Here is a 24,931-nt window from a genome sequence, read left to right as displayed (position 1 = left end):
GTTGTAATAAATAGGTTGCGATCATTAATGCGACGTCATTATGCGTCAGATTTATGACAGATTTATGAAAAGCTCGTCGCACATATCTTCAGGTTATTGATTTCCGTGGCGCAGAAAAAAGCAAATGGCACATCTGTTTGGGTATAATCGCGCCCATGCTTTTTCGCCAGGGAACCGTTATGCGCATCCTTCACACCTCAGACTGGCATCTCGGCCAGAACTTCTACAGTAAAAGCCGCGAAGCTGAACATCAGGCTTTTCTTGACTGGCTGCTGGAGACAGCACAAACCCATCAGGTGGATGCGATTATTGTTGCTGGTGATGTTTTCGATACCGGCTCACCGCCCAGTTACGCCCGCACGTTATACAACCGTTTTGTTGTCAATTTACAGCAAACTGGCTGTCATCTGGTGGTACTGGCAGGAAACCATGACTCGGTCGCCACGCTGAATGAATCGCGCGATATCATGGCGTTCCTCAATACTACCGTGGTCGCCAGCGCCGGACATGCGCCGCAAATCTTGCCTCGTCGCGACGGGACGCCAGGCGCAGTGCTGTGCCCCATACCTTTTTTACGCCCGCGTGACATTATTACCAGCCAGGCGGGGCTTAACGGTATTGAAAAACAGCAGCATTTGCTGGCGGCTATTACTGATTATTATCAACAACATTATGCCGATGCCTGCAAACTGCGCGGCGATCAGCCTCTGCCCATCATCGCCACGGGACATTTAACGACCGTGGGTGCCAGTAAAAGTGACGCCGTGCGTGACATTTATATTGGCACGCTGGACGCGTTTCCGGCACAAAACTTTCCACCAGCCGACTACATCGCGCTCGGGCATATTCACCGCGCGCAGATTATTGGCGGCATGGAACATGTTCGCTATTGCGGTTCCCCCATACCACTGAGTTTTGATGAATGCGGTAAGAGTAAATATGTCCATCTGGTGACATTTTCAAACGGCAAATTAGAGAGCGTGGAAAACCTGAACGTACCGGTAACGCAACCCATGGCGGTGCTGAAAGGCGATCTGGCGTCGATTACCGAACAGCTGGAACAGTGGCGCGATGTATCACAGGAGCCACCTGTCTGGCTGGATATCGAAATCACTACTGATGAGTATCTGCATGATATTCAGCGCAAAATCCAGGCATTAACCGAATCATTGCCCGTTGAAGTATTGCTGGTACGCCGGAGTCGTGAACAGCGCGAGCGTGTGTTAGCCAGCCAACAGCGTGAAACCCTCAGCGAACTCAGCGTCGAAGAGGTGTTCAATCGCCGTCTGGCACTGGAAGAACTGGATGAATCACAGCAGCAACGTCTGCAGCATCTTTTCGCCACGACATTGCATAGCCTCGCCGGAGAACACGAAGCATGAAAATTCTCAGCCTGCGCCTGAAAAACCTGAACTCATTAAAAGGCGAATGGAAGATTGATTTCACCCGCGAGCCGTTCGCCAGCAACGGGCTGTTTGCTATTACCGGCCCAACCGGTGCGGGGAAAACCACCCTGCTGGACGCCATTTGTCTGGCGCTGTATCACGAAACCCCGCGCCTCTCTAACGTTTCACAATCGCAAAATGATCTCATGACTCGCGATACCGCCGAATGTCTGGCGGAAGTGGAGTTTGAAGTCAAAGGTGAAGCGTATCGCGCGTTCTGGAGCCAGAATCGGGCGCGTAACCAGCCGGACGGTAATTTGCAGGTGCCACGCGTAGAGCTGGCGCGCTGCGCAGACGGCAAAATTCTCGCCGACAAAGTGAAAGATAAGCTGGAACTGACGGCGACGTTAACCGGACTGGATTACGGGCGCTTCACCCGTTCGATGCTGCTTTCGCAGGGGCAATTTGCTGCCTTCCTGAATGCCAAACCCAAAGAACGCGCGGAATTGCTCGAGGAGTTAACCGGCACTGAAATCTACGGGAAAATCTCTGCGATGGTTTTTGAGCAGCACAAATCGGCCCGCACAGAGCTGGAGAAGCTGCAAGCGCAGGCCAGCGGCGTCGCGTTGCTCACGCCAGAACAAGTGCAATCGCTGACAGCGAGTTTGCAGGTACTTACTGACGAAGAAAAACAGTTAATTACCGCGCAGCAGCAAGAACAACAATCGCTAAACTGGTTAACGCGTCTGGACGAATTGCAGCAAGAAGGCAGCCGCCGTCAACAGGCCTTGCAACAGGCATTAGCCGAAGAAGAAAAAGCGCAACCTCAACTGGCGGCGCTCAGTCTGGCACAACCGGCACGAAATCTTCGTCCACACTGGGAACGCATCGCAGAACACAGCGCGGCGCTGGCGCATACTCGCCAGCAGATTGAAGAAGTAAATACTCGCTTACAGAGCACAATGGCGCTTCGGGCGAGCATTCGCCACCACGCGGCGAAGCAGTCAGCAGAATTACAGCAGCAGCAACAAAGTCTGAATGCCTGGTTACAGGAACACGACCGCTTCCGTCAGTGGAACAACGAACTGGCGGGTTGGCGTGCGCAGTTCTCCCAACAAACCAGCGATCGCGAGCATCTGCGGCAATGGCAGCAACAGTTAACCCATGCAGAGCAAAAACTTAATGCGCTTGCGGCGATTACGTTGACGTTAACCGCCGATGAAGTTGCTAGCGCCCTGGCGCAACATGCCGAGCAACGCCCACTGCGTCAGCGCCTGGTCGCGCTGCATGGACAGATTGTTCCCCAACAAAAACGTCTGGCGCAGTTACAGGTCGCTATCCAGAATGTCACTCTGGAACAGACGCAACGTAACGCCGCACTTAACGAAATGCGCCAGCGTTATAAAGAAAAGATGCAGCAACTTGCCGATGTCAAAACCATTTGCGAGCAGGAAGCACGCATCAAAACGCTGGAAGCCCAGCGCGCGCAGTTACAGGCGGGTCAGCCTTGTCCACTTTGTGGTTCCACCAGCCACCCGGCGGTCGAGGCGTATCAGGCGCTGGAGCCTGGCGTTAATCAGGCCCGGCTATTAACGCTGGAAAAAGAAGTGAAAAAGCTCGGCGAAGAAGGTGCGGCGCTACGTGGGCAACTGGATGCATTAACGAAGCAGCTTCAGCGCGATGAAAACGAAGCGCAAAGCCTCCGACAAGATGAGCAAGCACTTACTCAACAATGGCAAGCCGTCACGGCCAGCCTCAATATCACCCTGCAGCCACAGGACGATATTCAACCGTGGCTAGATGCACAAGATGAGCACGAACGCCAGCTGCGGTTACTCAGCCAACGGCATGAATTACAAGGGCAGATTGCCGCGCATAATCAGCAAATTATCCAGTATCAACAGCAAATTGAACAACGCCAGCAGCAACTCTTAACGGCATTGGCGGGTTATGCGCTGACATTGCCACAGGAAGATGAAGAAGAGAGCTGGTTGGCGGCGCGTCAGCAAGAAGCGCAGCGCTGGCAGCAACGCCAGAACGAATTAACCGCGCTGCAAAACCGTATTCAGCAACTGACGCCGATTCTGGAAACGTTGCCGCAAAGTGATGAACTCCCGCACTGCGAAGAAACTGTGGTACTGGAAAACTGGCGGCAGGTACATGAACAATGTCTCGCACTACACAGCCAGCAACAGACGTTACAGCAACAGGACGTTCTGGCGGCGCAAAGTCTGCAAAAAGCCCAGGCGCAGTTTGACACCGCGCTACAGGCGAGCGTCTTTGACGATCAACAGGCGTTCCTTGCGGCGCTAATGGATGAACAAACACTAACGCAGCTGGAACAGCTCAAGCAGAATCTGGAAAACCAGCGCCGTCAGGCGCAAACGCTGGTCACTCAGACAGCAGAAGCGCTGGCACAGCATCAGCAACACCGACCTGACGGCCTGGATCTCAGTGTGACGGTGGAGCAGATTCAGCAAGAGTTAGCGCAAACTCAGCAAAAGTTGCGTGAAAATACCACCAGTCAGGGCGAGATTCGCCAGCAGCTGAAGCAGGATGCAGACAACCGTCAGCAACAACAAACCTTAATGCAGCAAATTGCTCAAATGACGCAGCAGGTTGAGGACTGGGGATATCTGAATTCGCTAATAGGTTCCAAAGAGGGCGATAAATTCCGCAAGTTTGCCCAGGGGCTGACGCTGGATAATTTAGTCCATCTCGCTAATCAGCAACTTACCCGGCTGCACGGGCGCTATCTGTTACAGCGCAAAGCCAGCGAGGCGCTGGAAGTCGAGGTTGTTGATACCTGGCAGGCAGATGCGGTACGCGATACCCGTACCCTTTCCGGCGGCGAAAGTTTCCTCGTCAGTCTGGCGCTGGCGCTGGCGCTTTCGGATCTGGTCAGCCATAAAACGCGTATTGACTCGCTGTTCCTTGATGAAGGTTTTGGCACGCTGGATAGCGAAACGCTGGATACCGCCCTTGATGCGCTGGATGCCCTGAATGCCAGTGGCAAAACCATCGGTGTGATTAGCCACGTTGAAGCGATGAAAGAGCGTATTCCGGTGCAGATCAAAGTGAAAAAGATCAACGGCCTGGGCTACAGCAAACTGGAAAGTGCGTTTGCAGTGAAATAACTATTCAGCAGGATAATGAATACAGAGGGGCGAATTATCTCTTGGCCTCGCTGGTCGTTATCCTGCAAGCTATCACTTTATTGGCTACGGTGATTAGTAGCCGTTCTGGTGGTTGTGATGGTGGTATGAAAAAAGTCATTTTATCTTTGGCTCTGGGCACGTTTGGTTTGGGGATGGCCGAATTTGGCATTATGGGCGTGCTCACGGAGCTGGCGCATAACGTAGGAATTTCGATTCCTGCTGCCGGGCATATGATCTCGTATTATGCGCTGGGGGTGGTGGTCGGTGCGCCAATCATCGCACTCTTTTCCAGCCGCTACTCACTCAAACATATCTTATTGTTTCTGGTGGCGTTGTGCGTCATTGGCAACGCCATGTTCACGCTCTCTTCGTCTTACCTGATGCTCGCCATTGGTCGGCTGGTATCCGGCTTTCCGCATGGCGCATTTTTTGGCGTCGGCGCGATCGTGTTATCAAAAATTATCAAACCCGGAAAAGTCACCGCCGCCGTGGCGGGGATGGTTTCCGGGATGACAGTCGCCAATTTGCTGGGCATTCCGCTGGGAACGTATTTAAGTCAGGAATTTAGCTGGCGTTACACCTTTTTATTGATCGCTGTTTTTAATATTGTGGTGATGGCATCGGTCTATTTTTGGGTGCCGGATATTCGCGACGAAGCGAAAGGAAAGCTGCGCGAACAATTTCACTTTTTACGCAGCCCGGCCCCGTGGTTAATTTTCGCCGCCACCATGTTTGGCAACGCAGGTGTATTTGCCTGGTTCAGCTACGTAAAGCCATACATGATGTTTATTTCCGGTTTTTCGGAAACGGCGATGACCTTTATTATGATGTTAGTGGGGCTAGGGATGGTGCTGGGGAATGTGCTAAGTGGCCGAATTTCAGGACGTTATTCACCACTGCGCATTGCAGCAGTGACTGACTTTATCATTGTACTGGCACTGCTGATGCTCTTTTTCTGCGGCGGCATGAAAATAACGTCGCTTATTTTTGCTTTTATTTGTTGCGCGGGATTATTTGCCCTTTCAGCACCTCTGCAAATATTGTTACTGCAAAACGCCAAAGGCGGAGAGTTATTAGGTGCCGCAGGTGGGCAAATAGCGTTTAACCTCGGTAGCGCCGTCGGCGCATATTGCGGTGGTATGATGCTGACGCTGGGGCTGGCATATAATTACGTGGCGCTGCCTGCCGCCCTGCTTTCGTTTGCTGCGATGTCGTCGTTGCTGCTGTATGGTCGCTATAAGCGCCAGCAAGCGGCGGATAGTCCGGTGCTGGCGAAACCACTGGGGTAGATTACTGTCACGTTGCGCGTTGCTTATTGCCGGATGCGGCATGAACGCGTTATCGGCCTGCGTTTCCGGCACATTTTGCAGGCCTGATAAGACGCGGCAAGCGTCGCATCAGGCATGATGCGCCAATTGCCTGGGTTTTTTACTCTTGTGGCCATAACCACGCAGCGCCGCGTACGCCGCTGGAATCACCGTGCTTCGCCTTACGCACCGGCGTTTCACATTCGCCGCCGAAGACAAATTGTTTAATCAACTGCGGAACCGTTTGATATAAACGGTCTACATTGCTCATCCCGCCCCCCAGGACAATCACATCCGGATCGAGAATATTCACGACATGTGCCAGCGATTTTGCCAGCCGCAGCTCGTAGCGACGCAATGCCAGTTCCGCTACCGGATCGCTTTCTTCAACCAGGCGGATAATTTCACTGCCTTTCAGCGCATGTCCGCTCAAACGATGATAATCCGTCGCGAATCCCGTGCCCGAAATAAAGGTTTCAATACAACCTTGTTTACCGCAATAACAAGGGACTTCCTCGCGATAACGCAGTTCGTCTTCGTCCATCCACGGTAGCGGATTGTGCCCCCACTCGCCTGCCGTGCCATTGCCGCCGATATGCGCCCGCCCATTGAATGCCACGCCCGCGCCGCATCCCGTGCCGATAATCACGGCAAATACCGTCTGTGCTCCCGCTGCCGCGCCATCTACTGCTTCTGAAACCGCCAGACAGTTGGCGTCATTTGCCAGCCGCACTTCCCGCTGCAACCGCGCGCTTAAGTCTTTATCGAATGGCTGACCGTTAAGCCAGGTTGAATTGGCATTCTTCACCACACCGGTGTAGGGCGAAATCGAACCAGGAATGCCCATACCTACCGTTCCGCGCTGCCCTGTCGCCTGCTCCGCCATATCAACCAACGTGGCGATCGTTTCAATAGTCTGCCGGTAATCATCACGCGGCGTGGGCAGACGATGGCGGTACAACTGCTCCCCTGCATCGCCCAGTGCAATCACTTCAGTTTTGGTGCCGCCTAAATCGATACCTATACGCACGGTACTCTCCTTATTTTTTTCAATATCAATAGCGTAGAGACGGACAACCGGATTGGCAATGCAAGGCCGCCGACAATTCGTTATCATGCCCGCTAAATTTAACGACAAGGCCGTGGAAATTATCATGCTGTGGTTCAAAAATTTAATGGTTTACCGTCTTAGCCGCGAGATTTCGTTGCGTGCAGAAGAGATGGAAAAACAGCTAGCCTCAATGGCATTTACCCCATGCGGCAGCCAGGACATGGCGAAGATGGGCTGGGTTCCTCCGATGGGATCGCACAGCGATGCGTTAACGCACGTTGCCAATGGTCAAATTGTTATCTGCGCGCGCAAAGAAGAAAAAATCCTCCCGTCTCCGGTGATTAAACAGGCGCTGGAAGCGAAAATCGCCAAACTGGAAGCGGAACAGGCGCGTAAGCTGAAGAAAACCGAAAAAGATTCGCTGAAAGACGAAGTGCTGCACTCTCTGCTGCCGCGTGCTTTCAGCCGTTTTAGCCAGACAATGATGTGGATCGACACGGTTAACGGTTTGATTATGGTGGACTGCGCCAGCGCCAAAAAAGCGGAAGATACGCTGGCACTGTTGCGTAAAAGCCTGGGGTCGTTACCGGTTGTACCATTGAGCATGGAAAACCCGATTGAACTGACGCTGACCGAATGGGTACGTTCCGGCAGCACGGCACAGGGTTTCCAGCTGCTTGATGAAGCCGAGCTGAAATCGTTGCTGGAAGATGGCGGCGTGATCCGCGCGAAGAAACAAGATCTGACCAGCGAAGAGATCACCAACCACATTGAAGCCGGAAAAGTGGTGACTAAACTGGCGCTTGACTGGCAGCAGCGCATTCAGTTTGTGATGTGCGACGATGGTTCGCTCAAGCGTCTGAAGTTTTGCGACGAGCTGCGCGATCAAAACGAAGATATCGACCGTGAAGATTTCGCCCAGCGCTTTGATGCCGATTTCATCCTGATGACTGGTGAACTGGCAGCGTTAATTCAAAACCTGATTGAAGGATTAGGTGGCGAAGCACAACGTTAATTGCTGATTTGCCTTTAATGCCGGATGCGACGCCTGCGGCGTCTTATCCGGCGTACGAATCCACACCAGGCATATAATCATTCGCTACGGCGGGCAATAATTTTTAGCGCAGCAATATTATGCGTTTTACGCTGTAACTTGCTCCAGGGGCGTTGTTTCATTGTTTTTCCTCAAGCCGGTGACGCGCTTCACTGCGAATTTTCCGCGTTGCCCCGATTTTCACTAAATCCCGTAACTGCGAAAGAGCGGGTTGATCGACAAATAAAAGTAATGATGGCTCCTCTTTTAGCCACGCCGTTTTCACATCGGCAGCCAGCTGTGGATTATTAATAGCCAGCGACCGATCCTGAGACTCAGTCAATGTCGTTAACAACACCGGGGTATGTGCGTTGCGCAATGCCGTTTGGCGCAAATGAACATTGCGACTTTGCAGCAATGCACGCCACCATTCATCATCTGATTTATCTTTTATCGTCGCCAGTTCCGCAACAATATCTGGAGATCTTCGCTGATATTTATATCAACCTTGATGAATTATGAATATATCGGAAATCGAAAAAATCCCAGCAAAGGAAATATTATTATGGGTTAAAGAGAGGACATTTCAGAAAAATGCCCTCCCGTTCAAGGGGAAGGCGAGGAATTACAGATAGCGGCACAGATAAGAGGTGGGTTCGGCAACTTGCAGATGAAACTCGCTGTGACCGGGAACATTAAACACCGAACCGGCTTCATACACTTGCCAGTCGGTCGCGTCAGGCAGTAACACATTCAGCGCGCCACTGATTACCGTCATCTCTTCAGGCTCAGCGGTGCTGAAGGTGTATTCACCTTCAACCATAACACCCACGCTGGCGCGACCAGTGCTGCTGCTGGAAAAGCCGATCGATTTCACTTTGCCGGAAAAGTACTCATTACTTTGAAGCATAAACTGGCCCTGTCTGGTAGTTGAACATCTACTTCACTATAGGGGCCAGAGGCGCTGGCTGTCACGCAAAATTACACCAGTAATTCCGCAGCCAGCCGTGCAATCAATACGTTAGAGAGCAAGACAGGAACATCGAGCTGTTTTTGCAGTAAATCGCGATGACGCTGGTTAAATCCCAAACAATCCAGCATGATGACATCTGCACCTTTTGCCAGTAATTCTTTCCCGGCATCAATGATTTTTTGTTCCGAATCATGAATGGGGTTACCCAATGAAAATACTGGCGGTTTCTGCAAAATTTGCCATTTTTGCGCCTGAACGGTCAGCAACTCCTCAACCGGTACGATAACCCCCACCTGATGATCTTCAACAATAGAGGAAACTAGCGGAGGCAATATTCGCGACGGCTCAAGAAAGATCGTATTACGCGCAGTCATACTACTAATGTTTGCTGTACTCATTAATAAAATGACGTCATAACCCTGATTATCGAGCACTTCAACCACACCTTGCAGGTCTCGTTCCACTTTGCGACGCGAAACATGGGCCAGCTGGTTGTCATTTAATAATGTGAGAATTGTGTCTTCACCTGCTTCTGGCGCGTACTCCGCCATCACTTCTTCGCGGCTTAACTTCCCCAGCAGGCTATGATGGGAAATATTATCTTCGTCAATGTATTCTGTCAGGAGCGGCAAAACTTCCTGCATAGGTACAATGCCGATGGTCAGGATCGCCAACGACGCACTCATTGTTCTTCCACCTTACTTTTATTTCGTCGTTAATTACCGGGCAAGCGCTAAGCACCACTGCTGACACTTACCTGTGCTACAAATGACAAAAAGCGTAGCAGCAGACCTGCACGGCATAATGTAAAGATTCCAAATGATTCCAGTAATGGATTGTTATTGTTTAATATTCTAATTATTTGAAAAACATGAATTGTGAAAAATGTGACGCAGATCCCTTGTGGTGGCACTCAGAATCCCTTCCGAGCAGTCTGATGCGGTCACTCTTTGTCAGGGTCCTCATAGCGTTTTTTCGCATCCATCGCTTCCTGAGCGGTCGGATGTTCACTGATCAACGAGTCTGGTTTAGGATGATCGGCTCTGAGTTGGTACCAGGTTACCGTCTGTCCTGGCTTTCCTTTTTCAATCGTCACTATATATGCTTCACGAGGATAAGGCGGTTTCGTTGGCATCGTTCTTCCTTATTTCACGGGATGAACGTTAAGTATAGGCGCTCGAAAATCAACAATTGATCGTCTGTGCCAGGGCGCTGCGAATTTCAGAAATCACCTGGCTGGGTTCGTTTGTTGCGTCGATGATAATATGCGCAACTTCGCGATATAGCGCATCGCGTTCTTCCAGCACTTCCTGAACTTCTTCGCTCAGCGGTTTCCCCGTTAAGGTTGGCCGTAAATCTTCTTCCGGTGCAGCTTGCAGTCGGTTAACCAGGACTGATACTGGCGCACACAAATAAACCACGATCCCGTTATTTTGCATAAAGTGACGATTAAATTCCGTCAGGATAATGCCGCCGCCCGTGGCGATAACGGTGGATGGCGCAGTTACCGCTTCCAACGCCGCCGTTTCTCTGGCGCGGAATCCCGCCCACTCTTCCCTTTCGACGATCTCCGCGACCGTCATATTGAGCTGTGATTGCAACCACTGGTCGGTATCGACAAATCGACGGTTAAGCGAATCGGCAAGGGCCATTCCGACCGTTGTTTTACCACAGCCCCGAGGCCCGATCAGAAAAAGAGGTTGTGTCATCGTGGGTTTTCCCCAATAGGTCGCAATGCGGCGAAAGCCGGTGTCATGAGAATAGCGATCATACCATCAAACTAGTACAATTTCGATTGTAAAGAAAAAATTCCACTTAAAGTGAAAATTTTAATACATCCCTTACTATACCAATAAATTTTCAAGAATGAAGTGTAAATAATAAATTACATTTAGCCACGACTACGTTGCACTTCCAGCCACCACTTCTCCAGCTCCGCGGCAAAGGCCTGGCGGTCACGTTGTGAAAGGCTATCTGGTCCCCCGGTCTGGATCCCACTGGCGCGTAAGGTATCCATAAAATCGCGCATCGTCAGGCGCTCACGAATGGTCGCTGGTGTGTAACGTTCGCCGCGAGGATTAAGCGCCGCCGCGCCTTTCTCGATGGCTTCAGCAGCCAAAGGTATATCTGCGGTGATCACCAAATCGCCCGCTTCACACTGCCGGACAATTTCGTTATCGGCAACGTCGAAACCTGCCGCGACGCGCAGCGTACGAATAAATCGCGATGGCGGCACGCGTAAACTCTGGTTTGCTACCAGTACCAGCGGCATCTGCATACGTTCCGCCGCGCGATACAAAATCTCTTTAATTACATTGGGACACGCGTCGGCATCCACCCAAATTGTCATAAAGTCATCCTTTGTTGGGTAATCCTCTATTGTGTCGCGCTTTTGCCTTCCGGCATAGTTCTGTTTATGCTTCTGCCAGCGATTATCAAAACAATGAATTTCACGGCAGGAGTGAGGCAATGGAAAAGAAAATCGGTTTTATTGGCTGCGGCAATATGGGAAAAGCCATTCTCGGCGGTCTGATTGCCAGCGGTCAGGTGCTTCCAGGGCAAATCTGGGTATATACCCCCTCCCCGGATAAAGTCGCCGCCCTGCATGACCAGTTCGGCATCAACGCCGCAGAATCGGCGCAAGAAGTAGCGCAAATCGCCGACATCATTTTTGCCGCCGTTAAACCTGGCATCATGATTAAAGTGCTTAGCGAAATCACCTCCAGCCTGAATAAAGACTCTCTGGTCGTTTCTATTGCTGCAGGTATCACACTCGACCAGCTTGCCCGCGCGCTGGGCCATGACCGGAAAATTATCCGCGCCATGCCGAACACTCCCGCGCTGGTTAATGCCGGGATGACCTCCGTAACGCCAAACGCGCTGGTAACCCCAGAAGATACCGCTGATGTGCTGAATATTTTCCGCTGCTTTGGCGAAGCGGAAGTAATTGCCGAGCCGATGATCCACCCGGTGGTCGGTGTGAGCGGTTCTTCGCCAGCCTACGTCTTTATGTTTATCGAAGCGATGGCCGACGCCGCCGTGCTGGGCGGGATGCCACGCGCCCAGGCGTATAAATTTGCCGCTCAGGCGGTAATGGGTTCCGCAAAAATGGTGCTGGAAACGGGAGAACATCCAGGGGCACTGAAAGATATGGTCTGCTCACCGGGAGGCACCACCATTGAGGCGGTACGCGTACTGGAAGAGAAAGGCTTCCGTGCCGCAGTGATCGAAGCGATGACGAAGTGTATGGAAAAATCAGAAAAACTCAGTAAATCCTGATGACTTTTGCCGGACGTCAGGCCGCCACTTCGGTGCGGTTACGTCCGGCTTTCTTTGCTTTGTAAAGCGCCAAATCTGCCGATTTCAACCACTCACGATAGTGACTCATTTGTGGGTTCAGCGGCGCAACCCCCACACTAATCCGTAAAGTTACCTGTGGCGTATTCGGCAGACGTAATGTATTTAGCCCTTCATGCACTCGTAACATGGCGGTAATGGCGCTCTCAGCTGGCGTACCGGACATGATTACCGCAAACTCATCGCCGCCAAACCGACCAATCACATCGCTACCGCGCAGGGTTATTTGTAACTGTCGGGTAAGCGCCACAATCGCTTCATCGCCCACATCATGGCCCCAGGTATCGTTGATGCTCTTGAAATGGTCGATATCGATAATCAGTAATGTCGCATCGCGGTTATGCCGCCGACAGTTATCAAATTCATTGCGTAACATAGTTTCCCAATGACGTCGGTTATACACGCCCGTCATACCGTCGCGGGTACTCATGACCTGCAACCTGCGTTTGTGTTCCGCCAGTTTAGTCGCCGTCTGGTAGCTGACCCAGCCAAACAGCAGAGGATAAATGACGATAATGGGAAGGGAGAGCCACCATTCCAGCGGCGCACTATTGAACGACACGGTGATGCCCGTCAGTTCGAGGGTGACAAGGCAGGAAACCACCATCAACACCAGACCCGCGACAAACAGACGGGGGCCGCCTGCCCCCATCAAATTCAGACACATAATCATCAACATCGCGGTGGAAGGCAGCACGTTTACGCCCATTACGCCTACCCACATTCCCGCTAATACTGCATCGGTTTTTAAGTTGTAAATTTCCCGGCTAAGCGGATCGACGGCCCTGCTCGCTATCTGCCAGGCTAAATGCGGCCAGACGAACGCCCAGCCGACCAACACCAGCCACCACCAGCCCGGCGGCGGGTGCGAAACCAGCGTTGAAGCAATCGGTAAGAACATGCCAGCCAGGCCAACCGCGCGGGGTAGTCTGACGCGACGAGCGAAGCGCAGCCCGGATCGCTGATGTTCGTTTTGAGGAGTTAAAGGAGGTTCCTCCCCATGCGCCGCCGCTTTTTTGAAAAAGTTTTCATCATTCATTATTTTTGGGAACATTCAGAAACAATTTTCCCAAATTATAGAGACGGGGCTAAAGGCAGAAGTATGAAATTTCGGGTGAGCCATTTTCGTAGCTCACCCGTTAGCACTATCAGGTATCAGGCGGCTTTCTTGAGGCAGGCGCTCATAAACTTATTACGATCATCACCTTTCAGAGATTGTTGCGTTGCTTGATTATTACATTCGCGCATCTTTTGCTGCTGTGGCGTCAAACTTTTTTCACCAGGCGCAGACTTGCTGTTCTTCAGGCAATCACTCATGTAGGTCTTACGAGCATCCCCTTTCAACGCCTGCGCCGTCGCCTGCTGATTACAGGAGGTCATACGCTGTTGTTGCGGGGTTAAGGTTCTCTCGGCAGCGCCGACGGTGGTTAAAAAAACCAGTCCGAAAAGCAAGGTAACCAGTAATGTTATTTTCATAGCACCATCCCTCTTCATGTTTTAACCATGAGCGTTTGCGCCCGTGATCTGCCATTAAGTCTGGTTGCTAACAGCAAAAAAACCACCCGACAGCGAAAATTCACCGCCGGGCGCGGTTTTATTTCAGCCCCAGGGCGGCTTTCATGGTGTAGAAGAGATCGGTCTGGTCGGTCAGTCCAACGACATTGGCGGCATGTGGGCCATACGCTGCAATACGCAACTGACTGCCGGTATGTTCTTGTGAATCCTCTTCGGAGTTCCCGTAACTCATCACCATCACTGCGCCATCTTTGGTATTTAGCGCCTGGGTGAGGCCCGGCGCTTTGGTGTCCGGCGCGACAATCTGGCTGGCGTGGGCGTGATCAGCGGTGACTATGACCAGCGTGTTGCCATCCTTTTTAGCGAATTCCAGCGCACGTTGTACGGCTTCATCGAGATCGACCGTCTCGCCAATTTGCCCACAAGGATTCGCAGCGTGATCCTGTTTATCGATTGATGCACCTTCAACTTGCAGGAAAAAGCCTTTCTCATTTTTACTCAACAATTCAATGGCTTTGTCGGTCATCTGCGCCAGGGTCGGTACGCTGTCATTACGTTGCGGATTAGGCGTACAGGTAACTGCGGGCTTGTCGATATTGCCGTGGTACGTTGCTTTCGGTCCTAGCCAGCGCACTGGCATATTGCCGTCAGCAAACAGTCCTAATAGGGGTTTTTGCTGATTCGCTTCCGTCACCGAATTCAGTGAGGCAGCATCACTCACCAACTGATAACCACGCGCCTGTGCCTGTTCACGCAGCGTTTTTCCCTGCCATTCACCGGCGGTTGCCGTTTCAGCAAAGGTTTTTGCGCCGCCGCCAAGCGTAACATCGGCACGGGCGTTAAGCAGCTGTTCGGTAATCGATCCTTTTCCGCCTTTTTCCAGAGCGTTACCCGGACATTTTTCACTGGTCGCGCTCGGACCGTAGCATTTGCGCGAGGTCACATGCGCCACCAGCGCAGCGGGCGTGGCATCCTGCAACTCTGCGGTAGAAACGTTACCGGTCGCCAGACCTGCGGCTTTTGCCATTTCCAGAATCGTTGGGTGATCTTTTTCGTGAATATCGATGCCCAGCGCGCCGTTATAGGTTTTGACACCAGTTGACCAGGCGGTTGCTGATGCAGCCGAGTCGGTGACGTAGTCCGGTTTGCCGGTTTTTTTATTCAGCGCATAGTGAGTGTATTGCCCGGTAAGCGGTAAGGCATCGATACCTTTAAAAAAGCCGCCCGCACCTTCGGCATAATTGCGTGCGGCAGTAATTTCCGAGTCCCCCATCCCATCGCCAATCAGCAAAATAATATTTTTTGCAGGTTTATCGCTAAGAGAATCACGCAGAGCGGCGGTCTGATCACCCGTTAAGCGGCGAGCACCGCCGGGCGCAGTAATATCGCCCTGAGCAGCCCGGTTTTCCAGAACAGGCATTTCTGGTGTCCGGGCTTTTGTCACAGGGGAAAACAGTAACGGTAAGAGTGCCAGTGCAATAGTGCTTTGTTTCACTTTATTTTCTCCATGTACAAATACATTAAAAATAAAAACAAAGCGACTATAAGTCTCGGCCGTGACAGCTTTATGACAGCTGTTGAAAAGATTAACTTTTTACTGACGAGGATGCTTCAATAACTTCTTTACATAATTGCGCAGCAGCTCCGTATCGTCGTCAGGAATGCTGGCATCGGGCTTTACCTCGTACAGCGCCCCCTCTACCTGATCAATCAACCTCTGTTGGTCATTTTGCGCCATATTGCGAAGCATTGCAGTGACGATAATCTCCAAAGCTTCTACCTGCGCACACAGTTCTTTCGACTCTTCTTCTTTTTGGGCAAGCTTAAATAACAACTCAGCAATGAGATTTTTCATGTCTGTATTTCCTTATCCAAAGTATGGAGAAGTTAACATTATGTTTCACAACTTCATAGTGTCTGGAAGTATTATTTTTATGACAAAGGAAATACTTTGCGCAAATATTTTTTGTTTGATTACCAGCGAAACGTTTCTCTTATTTTAATAATTACCCACACAAAATATAGGCTTTTAATTATCAACCTTTATTATAAATAAAAGTTATGAAATATATTCTCTTCGTTAACTTATAATTAAGAGAAAAAAACTCACTGCATGGCCATACAAGCCAGGAATAAATTAGCTTCCCGTTCATCATTTTTGTGATCTTGCGCACATCATTGAGATAACGCACTTTCTTCACCAGTACGTTGCACGCTTTGTCAGCAGAAGATTGCAACATTCTGTCAGAAGGCCGCGAATCCCCCGTTTTGTCGTGGTAATGTATGCACTTTGTGTTAGACGGGATAGGTTTTTAAGATGGAAAAACTGCGGGTAGGAATCGTTTTTGGTGGTAAATCAGCGGAACATGAAGTGTCTCTGCAATCGGCAAAAAACATTGTCGATGCCATTGATAAAAGTCGCTTCGACGTTGTGCTGCTGGGCATTGATAAACAAGGGCAATGGCACGTCAGCGATGCCAGCAATTATCTGCTAAATGCAGACGATCCTGCCCATATTGCGTTGCGCCCTTCGGCGACCAGCCTTGCGCAGGTGCCTGGTAAACATGAACATCAGCTTATCGACGCGCAAAACGGTCAGCCGTTGCCGACGGTGGATGTCATTTTCCCGATTGTCCACGGTACGCTGGGCGAAGATGGTTCCTTGCAGGGAATGCTGCGGGTCGCCAATTTACCGTTTGTAGGTTCTGATGTTCTGGCTTCAGCGGCCTGTATGGATAAAGATGTCACCAAACGTCTGCTGCGCGATGCCGGGCTGAACATTGCGCCATTTATTACCCTGACGCGCGCTAATCGTCACAACATCAGTTTTGCCGAAGTGGAGTCTAAACTGGGGTTACCGCTGTTTGTAAAACCGGCTAATCAGGGCTCTTCTGTTGGTGTCAGCAAAGTAACCAGTGAAGAACAGTACGCAATTGCCGTCGATCTGGCGTTCGAGTTCGACCATAAAGTGATCGTTGAGCAAGGGATCAAAGGTCGTGAGATCGAATGCGCAGTTCTGGGCAACGACAATCCGCAAGCCAGCACCTGTGGCGAGATCGTACTCACCAGCGATTTCTATGCCTACGACACCAAGTACATTGACGAAGATGGCGCGAAAGTGGTTGTTCCGGCAGCCATTGCGCCAGAAATCAACGATAAGATCCGGGCGATTGCCGTTCAGGCCTATCAAACGTTGGGATGCGCAGGCATGGCGCGTGTAGACGTGTTTTTAACCCCAGAGAACGAAGTGGTGATCAACGAGATCAACACCCTGCCTGGCTTCACCAACATCAGTATGTATCCGAAGTTGTGGCAAGCCAGCGGTCTGGGTTACACCGACCTGATCACGCGTTTGATTGAGCTGGCGCTGGAGCGTCACGCTGCAGATAACGCACTGAAAACCACAATGTAATATTCAAACGCCCGGTAATATTCTTATTGGGCGTTTTCAGTTTCTTCATCGCGACGACGAATAATCAGCCCCGCCAGCCAGAAACTAATCACCCACGTCACCAGACCGACGGCATAGGTCTGCCAACCTTTTGCTTCAAATCCCAATAAACCCACCACGCCATTAAGAATGAATATAAGGCCAATGGCGAACGCATAGTAGTGCCAGTCACGGCGGATTTTTACAGGCAAGTTCATGGCAGCTCCGTTAACGAAAAACAACATCCTTGCATATTCTGCAACATCCGTCTGTGGCGTAGACAACATTTCCGTAATTGTTAATAAATTTAACTTAAGGTTGTCATTTTGTGACTCACGACGAAGATTCACGCTTCGGGAATATTCCCAACATCAATTTACCATGATTCTGATATTGACAATCTTAATGACCTGTCAGACTTGCCATAAGCCGCTGGTATCACACCAGAAGAGAAGCAGATGACTTCCGGAGGTTTTTATGGCTGATTTCACCCTGTCAAAATCGCTGTTTAGCGGAAAATATCGCAATGCCTCTTCAACGCCTGGCAATATTGCCTATGCGTTGTTTGTGCTGTTTTGCTTTTGGGCTGGGGCGCAATTGCTGAACCTGCTAGTGCATGCGCCCGGCGTCTATGAGCGTTTAATGCAGGTCCAGGAAACAGGTCGCCCACGGGTGGAAATTGGTTTAGGTGTCGGCACCATTTTCGGGCTGATCCCGTTTTTAGTAGGCTGCCTCATTTTTGCAGTAGTGGCGTTATGGCTGCACTGGCGACATCGCCGCCAGTAAGATTTACTTGCCAGATAGGACCTAAAACGCTTTATCTGGCATGACATTCCTGTTTGATCACTGTTTCATACAACGCGCCCGCCGTTCGTCTACGCGCTTCGCAAACCAGGCCGTAGTCAGGTTGCGGGTGATTTTCGGGCTTTCCAGTTGAATGCCAGGCAACATTTCGCGGGGTAGTGATTTACCCGTTTTCGCTTCGGCAAGTTGATAAACTTTCTTGTACAGCGCCGTCTCCTCAAAAGAGAAGCTGTCCCCTTTCTCTAACTGGCGGCGAATTTCACTGTCGCTCATCCCCAGTTTTCCCGCCAGTTTGCGCGTTGCCAGTTCGGTTTTCCCGGGCTCTTTACTGTCGTAACGAATTAAATCACCGTCCAGTGCCAGCTTCACGCCGCTGACCTTACTGACCGCGTTCTGAAACGCGGCATTACGGCTGGCGTACCAGCCAGCGTTAAAATCAGCAAAACGGTATATCGGCGCGCTATAGCTGGCGGGATAATTCAGTAAATGGTAAGTACCAAACCACAACCCGCCGCGACGACTGAAGACTTCCTGACGGACTGTACCGTCCATTTTCCACGGATACCCTTTGGTATGCTGTTCGGCAAAGGCAATGCTGACCTGCATCGGCCCACCGGTGCGCACCGGATTAAGCGAACCAAACAACGTCTGCCCCATTGGCACCATGCTGATCAGATCGTCAAAAATCGCGCTCAATTGCTTTTCAGTACGCACCGAATCTAACCGTTCGCTATAGCTTTTGCCGTTTGGCGATTTGATTTTTAGCGCGGTATGCACCAGAAAAGCAGGAATGTGCATCCGTTCAGCACGACGGTCAATCTCTTGCCAGGCGATCTTGCTTAAGCCCGGAACGGCCGGATCTGCCTGATAATTTGACTCCTGCTGCGCCACCGCCAGCACCGAGCAGACGTTTTCCAGCGTCGGTGCCAGCCCCTGACTTTCAAACGTGGTGGCGAGATCTTTCGCCCAGGCATCGCGGTCTTTCACGCTCGCAGGCATCTTCTGCCGCACGACGCTCGCCACATCTATCGCTTTTTCGCCCTTTTTCAACGGTTGCGGAGCCTGACTACTACACCCCGCTAAAACCAGAACCGCCAACAATGACAGCGAAGATAGATGATTGACGCGCGACATTACTTCTCCTTTTTAGCTCAAGGTATGGGTTACTTCCTGAATTTTGTCACCATCCAGCTCATGTTCAAAGCTGCGCAGACGTTTGTAGATAGACATCAACTCAACCAGTGTGGTCCATGAGTTAATCAGGTACTGGAAAGCTCCGCGAACCTGACCAAAAACGTTGGTAATCTGCGTCATCAGGCCGAGCGTAATCGTACCGGCAACAATTGACGGAAACAGCAAGAACAAACCGAAAACGTTATCGACCTGCAAATAGAGAATGCGGGCGATGTTGAAATACATATAGTGAAAATAGAGGCGGAAATAGTTTTTCCGTACGGCGCTAAACAGCTCGCGTACCGTAGGCGGCGTCGCGCGCGTGGCATCGTCTTCACCATAAACCAGCTCTTTACGGTAGGCAGCCTCTACACGCTGGTTTTTAAACTCCAGCCCCGGCAGTTTGATCCCTACCACTGCCAGTAATCCGGTCCCCATCAGCGACCAGACGATAGCGGCAATCACCAGACCATACGGAATGTGCCCGACAATCGGCAGCTCCGGCACATGCGCGGAGAGCGTTACCAGCACCGGCAGGAAGGCGATCAACGTCATGATAGCGTTGATAAAGCTGACGCCCATATTCTCCAGCGTTGAAGCAAAACGCATGGTGTCTTCCTGCACACGCTGTGCGGCACCTTCGATATGACGCAGTTGTTGCCAGTTCGCCATGTAATATTCGTTCATCGCCGTACGCCAGCGGAACACGTAGTGACTGACAAAGAAGTTGTTCAGCACACTGATCACCACCGCGATCAGCGCAATCCCCAGAAAGACGCCCACTTCGCGGTAAAATTGTTCGATGGTGACTTTATGCGGCGAACTTAGCGCGGTTTGAATCAGATCATAGAACGGCGCATACCAGGCGTTGACGGCGACCCCGACTTCCACCAAAAACCAGGTGACGAAGATGATCAGTGCAGTACCGAGTATTGACCAGTATTGCCAACGATGCGGGCTGTAGATAAACCAGAACAATGCAAAAAGTCCTACGCAAACAATGTAGTAAGCGTAAAAAATCAAGAAATCCAACGACCAGAAACGCGCGGCGCTAATCGGGATCTGCCCGGAAGCTCCGGTGATACGCGCCACCCAATCCCCCCCACCGGCTTGCCAGAAGATAACGGCAATCAATGCCCAAACAAAGGCCGAGAGAAAAAACGGTCCCGGCTTTGGGAAAAAAGACTTAAACATATGCACTCCTGCTAACTTCTTATCGTTTTAACAACTGCTGTGTATTAACCGCATGACCGCTACAAAGCGTCAGCCAAATGAAACCGCCCATTGTGACCCATAGCAAGGCGCTTAGTTCGCCAGCCTGAGCATAAGAATTGTTTCGACGGATTTCACAAACCAAAGATTGTTTACATAAGCGGATTAACACGCGCAGGATCACAAATGCAGGCATTGGTGAGCAGGAAAAAGATCGTGTTTACGCGCCGTTACGTTTTTAACACTATTATTGCACTAATTCGCCCTTTGCAATCCATCAATGAGTAGTATAAATACGCTCAGTTACCTTCATTCAATTTATGGACACCACCGTTGAAACGTAGTCTGCTTTTTTCTGCCGTGCTGTGTGCGGCGTCATTGACCTCCGTCCATGCGGCGCAGCCGATCACTGAACCGGAGTTCGCCTCTGATATTGTCGATCGTTATGCCGATCATATTTTTTACGGCAGCGGTGCCACGGGGATGGCGCTGGTTGTTATCGACGGTAACCAGCGCGTCTTTCGCAGTTATGGCGAAACGCGACCTGGTAATAACGTTCGCCCGCAGCTGGATTCGGTAGTGCGTATTGCTTCCCTCACCAAGCTAATGACCAGTGAAATGCTGGTGAAATTGCTCGACCAGGGGACCGTGAAGTTAAACGATCCGCTAAGTAAATATGCTCCGCCAGGCGCACGCGTGCCAACCTACAATGGGACGCCCATTACGCTGGTGAATCTGGCAACCCATACCAGCGCCCTGCCCCGTGAACAGCCCGGTGGCGCGGCACATCGTCCGGTATTTGTCTGGCCAACGCGCGAGCAACGCTGGAAATACCTTTCCACTGCCAAACTAAAAGCCGCGCCGGGCAGCCAGGCCGCGTACTCCAACCTCGCATTCGATCTGCTGGCAGATGCACTGGCGAATGCGTCCGGCAAGCCTTATACCCAGTTGTTTGAAGAGCAGATTACCCGTCCATTGGGGATGAAAGACACCACCTACACCCCCTCGCCGGATCAGTGCCGCCGTTTAATGGTGGCAGAGCGCGGTGCCAGTCCATGCAATAACACGCTGGCGGCAATTGGCAGCGGCGGCGTCTATTCCACGCCTGGCGATATGATGCGCTGGATGCAGCAGTATTTGTCATCTGATTTTTATCAGCGCAGTAATCAGGCAGATCGCATGCAGACGTTGATTTATCAGCGCGCGCAGTTTACGAAAGTGATTGGCATGGATGTCCCCGGCAAAGCGGATGCGCTTGGTTTAGGCTGGGTATATATGGCCCCGAAAGAGGGTCGTCCGGGGATTATTCAGAAGACAGGCGGTGGTGGCGGTTTCATTACCTATATGGCGATGATCCCGCAGAAGAATATTGGCGCATTTGTGGTGGTCACTCGTTCTCCATTGACGCGCTTTAAAAATATGAGCGATGGCATCAATGACCTGGTGACCGAACTGAGCGGGAATAAACCGTTGGTCATCCCCGCGTCCTGATTAATACTCTGAAGGCAAACGGTTGATAGCGACCAGTTTGCCTTTATTCATTTCGATATAGCCGCCTTTACGTAAAGCAGCGAGAACTTCTGCGACGACAGAACGCGATATGCGTGTACGTTGATGGATATAATTCATCACACCAATACGTGAGCGTAATTCTTCATTCCAGTCAATCATTGATAATAACGTTGCGCGGATTTGTTCGTAGGAATTATGCCCAATGAGCTGTACGTCACGTAATTCCAGAATTCTATTTTGCCAGGCTAACCAGTAAAAAGCGTCTCGCCAGAGTTGATTTTGTTCAATAAGGGTGATGGTTTGTTTGGCTGGCAGATGATATCCCGTACAATTTCCTTCTGATATTAATTTGTATGGTATATCGTTTTTCATTAAACCATCAGCTAGCCCCATAATATAAGGAGCCTGGGTAATACCGATAAGTACGTTTTCTTCTCTACGCAGAGAGATAACGCCCTCTAAAATAACGAAAGTATCTTCGCTATTGACATCACTTGAAAATATAACTTGCTTTTCATTATTAAACTCGAAGCGCGTGCCATATCTGGACAAACATTTATCGAGCTTACCAAATTCCTGAAGAGGTTTAACTACAGATAACATTTGCGCGTCCTTTGCAGTAATGCCCGTCAAATCCTTGACGGGCATTATTTAGATTAAATAACCTATTTCTTCAGAGTGAAGAATATTACCAGGTATATTTAACACCCACGTTCGCGGACCAGTCTTGATCTACGTCACCACCACCGAGGTAGTTAGCATCGGTATAGGCGCTGAAGTTCTTGGTGAAGCTGAACTGAGTACCCAGACCAACACGTACCGCAGACCCTTCAGTACCGTTATCGATGGAATCACCGTTCACATCGTTATGGTTGTTAGAGTCGTCGTAAACGTAAGCCAGTTTGAAGTACGGAGTCAGAGCCTGGTCTTCGCTGTAGGTGAAGGTATAACCTGCATCTACACCCAGTTCATAACGCATGCTGTCGTAAGACTGACCGTCAACTTTCATGTTGTTGCTCAGCTGGTAGTCATCACCAGACTGGAACAGACCAGAAACGCTGCCGTAAGGAGTCACGTAACCAGCATCACCCAGTTTGAAGTCGTAACCGGCTTTCAAACCGAAGCCCCAAGCGTCGGAGTTGGTGCTACCATCAACATAAGTACCGTTGCTCATGGTTGCAGACAGGTCGTTGTTGAAGTGAGAGTAGCTCAAGCTACCATCAACAAAGACGTTGTTCGCGAAGTGAGCAGAAGAGTAGATGTAGGCAGTCTGGCTGTCTTGATCCACCTGACCAGAACGGTCATTCATGTCACCTTTAGCGAAGCCTGCAGCCGCACCGACGATCCACTTAGCGTTGTTACCGTCAATTTTGGTATCAACACCGACCATGATGCCGTTAACATCCTGATCATAGTTGATGGTGCCGTTGTCGCCGTTGAAGTTACCACCGAAGTAGCTTACCCATGCGCCGCCGTTATCAGCCAGGCCATGACGAGAGTTGGTCAGACGAGTACCAACGGTGTCTTGTTCCAGGTTCCAGATATTGGTGTTCGCAGACGGGATGCTCAGCGCCATGTTAGCGTAGTCGGTCAGCTCCATCTGTTGCAGAACAACGGTGTTACCACGCTGTTCAGCCTGATAGGTGTATGCACCCAGGTCAGCTTTGTTAGCAGCAGAGAAGGTCGCGTTGCTGTTGACGTCGTTTACGTAGATAATTTCTTTATCTTTGTAATCAGCGATTGCGCCAGCGCCAGTTGCGTTGTCGATACGAACTTTATAGTTACCGGTTGCAGCAACAACGTTGTCTACAGAGCTGTTATCCAGTTCGTCGCCGTTGTTCATGTCGCCGTTACCATTGATAGTCAGATGACCATCAGAGTTCATAGCAACAATACCGTAGCCGTAGTTAGACTTGGAAGTATCCCAGGTACGGTCGTTCACCAAGTCAGCGTTCAGAACATAATCGCTGCTGTGGATATCGAATACACCGGATACTACATTACCATTATTGTCAGCAATGTTGCCGCTGGTCAGTTCCAGTTTGTCAGTACGGAAAGCTTCAGTATCGAACTGATCAACGTTCACATCCAATACACCACCGTTAGTTACGGTGATGGTATTGGCGTACAGGTTGTAATCAGCACCCCAACCTGTAGATTCGGTCAACGCAACAGTACTGTAGGAGTTAATAGTCAGATGATCGGTATCAACGTAACCATCTTCACCAATGTTCAGCGAAGAACCGTTAGTTAAATCGATAGTATCTGAAGTTAATTTAGATTCCGAAACATTAACCTGAGAAGCATTATTAACTGTCAAGGTATCAACGACGGAACGACCTGTAGTATCCCATTCAGAACCGTTGTTCAACGCTACGTTAAATACACCACTCTGGAATACTTTATTATCGATGATGCGATTCCAACCATTAGCTTCAGCTGTTCCACCAGGGGTCAAACTGTTAGTTGCAACATCATACATTGTGTCTGGAGAAATGGTTTCAGCATTGAATGTAGCCTGTCCAACCCACTTGCTTCCATTATCAAGAGTAATATTCAGCTCATCAACGTTCAGGCTATCATCAACCCAACCAGCATTGGTATCTTTTACGCCGTCACCGTTAGAATCATGACCACTTGGATCAAAATTAGCATTCCAGGTGCTGGTAAACGCAACATCACCCACCAGAGTAGAATTGCTGAAATATACATTGTTCTTCATTGCATAGTCTGAAGTACTGTCAGTGAAAGACAATGCAACGTCACCCGGACCAGCATAATCACTCGGCTCACCAGAGTTACCGAAATGACCATAACCAGAACTTTCCAACACGGTATTTGAACCGGTGGTTACGGTTGAGTTAGAGACATTAATATTGTTATCCCAAGTATGGGATTCTGTAGTGTAAGTAGACTGGCCCCCTGAATCTCCAGACAACCAATATCACTTAAATAAGTGATAGTCTTAATACTAGTTTTTAGACTAGTCATTGGAGAGCAGATGATTGATGTCTTAGGACC

24 protein-coding genes and 2 pseudogenes are annotated in these 24,931 nt (G+C 50.4%); 8 read left to right on the top strand and 18 right to left on the bottom strand.

Annotated elements, in window-relative coordinates; genetic code table 11:
* Positions 1 to 179: 179 nt before the first annotated feature.
* The 3 genes from sbcD to araJ all read left to right on the top strand — a co-directional run bounded on the left by sbcD (position 180) and on the right by araJ (position 5,832).
* Positions 180 to 1,382: an exonuclease subunit SbcD gene (sbcD, locus tag ACJHWR_RS22825; protein WP_001221324.1), complete on the top strand. Its 1,203-nt coding sequence runs from the start codon at positions 180 to 182 to the stop codon at positions 1,380 to 1,382.
* Positions 1,379 to 4,522 carry an exonuclease subunit SbcC gene (gene sbcC / locus ACJHWR_RS22820; RefSeq protein ID WP_000698847.1) on the top strand — a complete coding sequence of 1,048 codons (3,144 nt, stop codon included), beginning with the start codon at positions 1,379 to 1,381 and terminating at the stop codon, positions 4,520 to 4,522. The genes sbcD and sbcC overlap by 4 nt, the downstream gene beginning before the upstream one ends.
* Positions 4,523 to 4,647: 125 nt before the next feature.
* A complete protein-coding gene (gene araJ / locus ACJHWR_RS22815) occupies positions 4,648 to 5,832 on the top strand; it encodes an MFS transporter AraJ (protein WP_023141598.1) in 1,185 nt (394 codons plus the stop codon).
* 139 nt (positions 5,833 to 5,971) lie between these two features.
* Here araJ and mak read toward each other — a convergent pair whose 3' ends face one another.
* Positions 5,972 to 6,880 carry a fructokinase gene (gene mak / locus ACJHWR_RS22810; protein WP_001219310.1) on the bottom strand — a complete coding sequence of 303 codons (909 nt, stop codon included), beginning with the start codon at positions 6,878 to 6,880 and terminating at the stop codon, positions 5,972 to 5,974.
* Between the two features lie 124 nt (positions 6,881 to 7,004).
* Here mak and rdgC point away from each other — a divergent pair, with 124 nt between their 5' ends.
* Positions 7,005 to 7,916, top strand: a complete 912-nt coding sequence (gene rdgC / locus ACJHWR_RS22805) for a recombination-associated protein RdgC (protein ID WP_001366457.1) — start codon at positions 7,005 to 7,007, stop codon at positions 7,914 to 7,916.
* A gap of 77 nt (positions 7,917 to 7,993) precedes the next feature.
* Here rdgC and ACJHWR_RS22800 read toward each other — a convergent pair whose 3' ends face one another.
* The 7 genes and pseudogenes from ACJHWR_RS22800 to ACJHWR_RS22770 all read right to left on the bottom strand — a co-directional run bounded on the left by ACJHWR_RS22800 (position 7,994) and on the right by ACJHWR_RS22770 (position 11,257).
* Positions 7,994 to 8,077: a hypothetical protein gene (locus tag ACJHWR_RS22800; protein WP_122991693.1), complete on the bottom strand. Its 84-nt coding sequence runs from the start codon at positions 8,075 to 8,077 to the stop codon at positions 7,994 to 7,996.
* Positions 8,074 to 8,412 (bottom strand): annotated as a pseudogene (locus ACJHWR_RS22795) (DUF2773 domain-containing protein); the annotation flags it as partial. The pseudogene ACJHWR_RS22795 and the gene ACJHWR_RS22800, both read right to left, overlap by 4 nt.
* A 147-nt stretch (positions 8,413 to 8,559) precedes the next feature.
* Positions 8,560 to 8,844 carry a pyrimidine/purine nucleoside phosphorylase gene (gene ppnP, locus ACJHWR_RS22790; RefSeq protein ID WP_000941942.1) on the bottom strand — a complete coding sequence of 95 codons (285 nt, stop codon included), beginning with the start codon at positions 8,842 to 8,844 and terminating at the stop codon, positions 8,560 to 8,562.
* A 71-nt stretch (positions 8,845 to 8,915) separates the two neighbouring features.
* Positions 8,916 to 9,593, bottom strand: coding sequence for an AroM family protein (locus tag ACJHWR_RS22785; protein WP_001276417.1), 678 nt, complete (start codon positions 9,591 to 9,593; stop codon positions 8,916 to 8,918).
* Between the two features lie 257 nt (positions 9,594 to 9,850).
* Positions 9,851 to 10,042 (bottom strand): protein YaiA, encoded by a 192-nt coding sequence (yaiA, locus tag ACJHWR_RS22780; protein WP_001142439.1) that lies wholly within the window; start codon positions 10,040 to 10,042, stop codon positions 9,851 to 9,853.
* A 49-nt stretch (positions 10,043 to 10,091) separates the two neighbouring features.
* Positions 10,092 to 10,616: a shikimate kinase AroL gene (gene aroL, locus ACJHWR_RS22775; protein WP_000193393.1), complete on the bottom strand. Its 525-nt coding sequence runs from the start codon at positions 10,614 to 10,616 to the stop codon at positions 10,092 to 10,094.
* Between the two features lie 182 nt (positions 10,617 to 10,798).
* Complete coding sequence (locus ACJHWR_RS22770; protein ID WP_000158159.1) at positions 10,799 to 11,257, bottom strand: YaiI/YqxD family protein; 459 nt, start codon at positions 11,255 to 11,257, stop codon at positions 10,799 to 10,801.
* A 119-nt stretch (positions 11,258 to 11,376) separates the two neighbouring features.
* Here ACJHWR_RS22770 and proC point away from each other — a divergent pair, with 119 nt between their 5' ends.
* Positions 11,377 to 12,186 carry a pyrroline-5-carboxylate reductase gene (gene proC, locus ACJHWR_RS22765; protein ID WP_001304841.1) on the top strand — a complete coding sequence of 270 codons (810 nt, stop codon included), beginning with the start codon at positions 11,377 to 11,379 and terminating at the stop codon, positions 12,184 to 12,186.
* Positions 12,187 to 12,202: 16 nt separating this feature from the next.
* Here the strand turns inward: proC and adrA are convergent, their stop codons facing one another.
* From adrA to ACJHWR_RS22740, 5 genes are all read right to left on the bottom strand, one after another.
* Complete coding sequence (adrA, locus tag ACJHWR_RS22760) at positions 12,203 to 13,318, bottom strand: diguanylate cyclase AdrA (protein ID WP_000484048.1); 1,116 nt, start codon at positions 13,316 to 13,318, stop codon at positions 12,203 to 12,205.
* 101 nt (positions 13,319 to 13,419) lie between these two features.
* The gene (psiF, locus tag ACJHWR_RS22755; RefSeq protein WP_001295332.1) at positions 13,420 to 13,740 is read right to left on the bottom strand and encodes a phosphate starvation-inducible protein PsiF; all 321 of its coding nucleotides are present in this window, start codon (positions 13,738 to 13,740) and stop codon (positions 13,420 to 13,422) included.
* Positions 13,741 to 13,858: 118 nt separating this feature from the next.
* Entirely contained in the window at positions 13,859 to 15,274 is a 1,416-nt protein-coding gene (gene phoA, locus ACJHWR_RS22750; protein ID WP_000814385.1) for an alkaline phosphatase, read from the bottom strand.
* 99 nt (positions 15,275 to 15,373) lie between these two features.
* Complete coding sequence (gene iraP / locus ACJHWR_RS22745) at positions 15,374 to 15,634, bottom strand: anti-adapter protein IraP (RefSeq protein ID WP_000792975.1); 261 nt, start codon at positions 15,632 to 15,634, stop codon at positions 15,374 to 15,376.
* A 181-nt stretch (positions 15,635 to 15,815) separates the two neighbouring features.
* On the bottom strand, positions 15,816 to 16,019 hold the full coding sequence (locus ACJHWR_RS22740; RefSeq protein ID WP_001317654.1) for a hypothetical protein: 204 nt from the start codon (positions 16,017 to 16,019) through the stop codon (positions 15,816 to 15,818).
* A 77-nt stretch (positions 16,020 to 16,096) separates the two neighbouring features.
* Between ACJHWR_RS22740 and ddlA the strand changes: the two genes are divergently transcribed.
* Positions 16,097 to 17,191 carry a D-alanine--D-alanine ligase gene (gene ddlA / locus ACJHWR_RS22735; RefSeq protein ID WP_000413677.1) on the top strand — a complete coding sequence of 365 codons (1,095 nt, stop codon included), beginning with the start codon at positions 16,097 to 16,099 and terminating at the stop codon, positions 17,189 to 17,191.
* 23 nt (positions 17,192 to 17,214) lie between these two features.
* Here ddlA and ACJHWR_RS22730 read toward each other — a convergent pair whose 3' ends face one another.
* Positions 17,215 to 17,427, bottom strand: coding sequence for a DUF2754 domain-containing protein (locus ACJHWR_RS22730; RefSeq protein ID WP_001295334.1), 213 nt, complete (start codon positions 17,425 to 17,427; stop codon positions 17,215 to 17,217).
* A 259-nt stretch (positions 17,428 to 17,686) separates the two neighbouring features.
* Here ACJHWR_RS22730 and ACJHWR_RS22725 point away from each other — a divergent pair, with 259 nt between their 5' ends.
* Positions 17,687 to 17,995 (top strand): YaiY family protein, encoded by a 309-nt coding sequence (locus tag ACJHWR_RS22725; protein ID WP_000763151.1) that lies wholly within the window; start codon positions 17,687 to 17,689, stop codon positions 17,993 to 17,995.
* Between the two features lie 57 nt (positions 17,996 to 18,052).
* On the opposite strand, the gene yaiW is transcribed toward ACJHWR_RS22725, so the two are convergent.
* Both yaiW and sbmA read right to left on the bottom strand, forming a co-directional pair.
* Positions 18,053 to 19,147, bottom strand: coding sequence for a surface-exposed outer membrane lipoprotein YaiW (yaiW, locus tag ACJHWR_RS22720; RefSeq protein ID WP_000092047.1), 1,095 nt, complete (start codon positions 19,145 to 19,147; stop codon positions 18,053 to 18,055).
* A gap of 12 nt (positions 19,148 to 19,159) precedes the next feature.
* Positions 19,160 to 20,380, bottom strand: a complete 1,221-nt coding sequence (sbmA, locus tag ACJHWR_RS22715; RefSeq protein WP_001308435.1) for a peptide antibiotic transporter SbmA — start codon at positions 20,378 to 20,380, stop codon at positions 19,160 to 19,162.
* A 351-nt stretch (positions 20,381 to 20,731) separates the two neighbouring features.
* Here sbmA and ampH point away from each other — a divergent pair, with 351 nt between their 5' ends.
* Complete coding sequence (ampH, locus tag ACJHWR_RS22710) at positions 20,732 to 21,889, top strand: D-alanyl-D-alanine-carboxypeptidase/endopeptidase AmpH (protein ID WP_000830741.1); 1,158 nt, start codon at positions 20,732 to 20,734, stop codon at positions 21,887 to 21,889.
* Here the strand turns inward: ampH and iprA are convergent, their stop codons facing one another.
* Together iprA and ACJHWR_RS22700 are read right to left on the bottom strand one after the other, a co-directional pair.
* Positions 21,890 to 22,513, bottom strand: coding sequence for a hydrogen peroxide resistance inhibitor IprA (iprA, locus tag ACJHWR_RS22705; protein ID WP_001295817.1), 624 nt, complete (start codon positions 22,511 to 22,513; stop codon positions 21,890 to 21,892).
* Positions 22,514 to 22,598: 85 nt separating this feature from the next.
* Positions 22,599 to 24,821, bottom strand: a pseudogene (locus ACJHWR_RS22700) (autotransporter outer membrane beta-barrel domain-containing protein); the annotation flags it as partial.
* Between the last annotated feature and the right edge of the window lie 110 nt (positions 24,822 to 24,931).

The sequence above is a fragment of the Escherichia sp. WS568 genome, from assembly GCF_046486085.1.
GTDB classification, from domain to species: Bacteria; Pseudomonadota; Gammaproteobacteria; order Enterobacterales; family Enterobacteriaceae; genus Escherichia; species Escherichia coli.
The sequence above is the reverse complement of the archived record's forward strand: the minus strand, read 5'-3'. Positions and strand labels throughout refer to the sequence as shown.

Coding starts and splice junctions, on each gene's coding strand:
- sbcD (WP_001221324.1), top strand. CDS start 180: ATGCGCATCCTTCACACCTCAGACTGGCATCTCGGCCAGAACTTCTAC.
- sbcC (WP_000698847.1), top strand. CDS start 1,379: ATGAAAATTCTCAGCCTGCGCCTGAAAAACCTGAACTCATTAAAAGGC.
- araJ (WP_023141598.1), top strand. CDS start 4,648: ATGAAAAAAGTCATTTTATCTTTGGCTCTGGGCACGTTTGGTTTGGGG.
- rdgC (WP_001366457.1), top strand. CDS start 7,005: ATGCTGTGGTTCAAAAATTTAATGGTTTACCGTCTTAGCCGCGAGATT.
- ACJHWR_RS22800 (WP_122991693.1), bottom strand. CDS start 8,077: ATGAAACAACGCCCCTGGAGCAAGTTACAGCGTAAAACGCATAATATT.
- ppnP (WP_000941942.1), bottom strand. CDS start 8,844: ATGCTTCAAAGTAATGAGTACTTTTCCGGCAAAGTGAAATCGATCGGC.
- ACJHWR_RS22785 (WP_001276417.1), bottom strand. CDS start 9,593: ATGAGTGCGTCGTTGGCGATCCTGACCATCGGCATTGTACCTATGCAG.
- yaiA (WP_001142439.1), bottom strand. CDS start 10,042: ATGCCAACGAAACCGCCTTATCCTCGTGAAGCATATATAGTGACGATT.
- aroL (WP_000193393.1), bottom strand. CDS start 10,616: ATGACACAACCTCTTTTTCTGATCGGGCCTCGGGGCTGTGGTAAAACA.
- ACJHWR_RS22770 (WP_000158159.1), bottom strand. CDS start 11,257: ATGACAATTTGGGTGGATGCCGACGCGTGTCCCAATGTAATTAAAGAG.
- proC (WP_001304841.1), top strand. CDS start 11,377: ATGGAAAAGAAAATCGGTTTTATTGGCTGCGGCAATATGGGAAAAGCC.
- adrA (WP_000484048.1), bottom strand. CDS start 13,318: ATGTTCCCAAAAATAATGAATGATGAAAACTTTTTCAAAAAAGCGGCG.
- psiF (WP_001295332.1), bottom strand. CDS start 13,740: ATGAAAATAACATTACTGGTTACCTTGCTTTTCGGACTGGTTTTTTTA.
- iraP (WP_000792975.1), bottom strand. CDS start 15,634: ATGAAAAATCTCATTGCTGAGTTGTTATTTAAGCTTGCCCAAAAAGAA.
- ACJHWR_RS22740 (WP_001317654.1), bottom strand. CDS start 16,019: ATGTTGCAATCTTCTGCTGACAAAGCGTGCAACGTACTGGTGAAGAAA.
- ddlA (WP_000413677.1), top strand. CDS start 16,097: ATGGAAAAACTGCGGGTAGGAATCGTTTTTGGTGGTAAATCAGCGGAA.
- ACJHWR_RS22730 (WP_001295334.1), bottom strand. CDS start 17,427: ATGAACTTGCCTGTAAAAATCCGCCGTGACTGGCACTACTATGCGTTC.
- ACJHWR_RS22725 (WP_000763151.1), top strand. CDS start 17,687: ATGGCTGATTTCACCCTGTCAAAATCGCTGTTTAGCGGAAAATATCGC.
- yaiW (WP_000092047.1), bottom strand. CDS start 19,147: ATGTCGCGCGTCAATCATCTATCTTCGCTGTCATTGTTGGCGGTTCTG.
- sbmA (WP_001308435.1), bottom strand. CDS start 20,380: ATGTTTAAGTCTTTTTTCCCAAAGCCGGGACCGTTTTTTCTCTCGGCC.
- iprA (WP_001295817.1), bottom strand. CDS start 22,513: ATGTTATCTGTAGTTAAACCTCTTCAGGAATTTGGTAAGCTCGATAAA.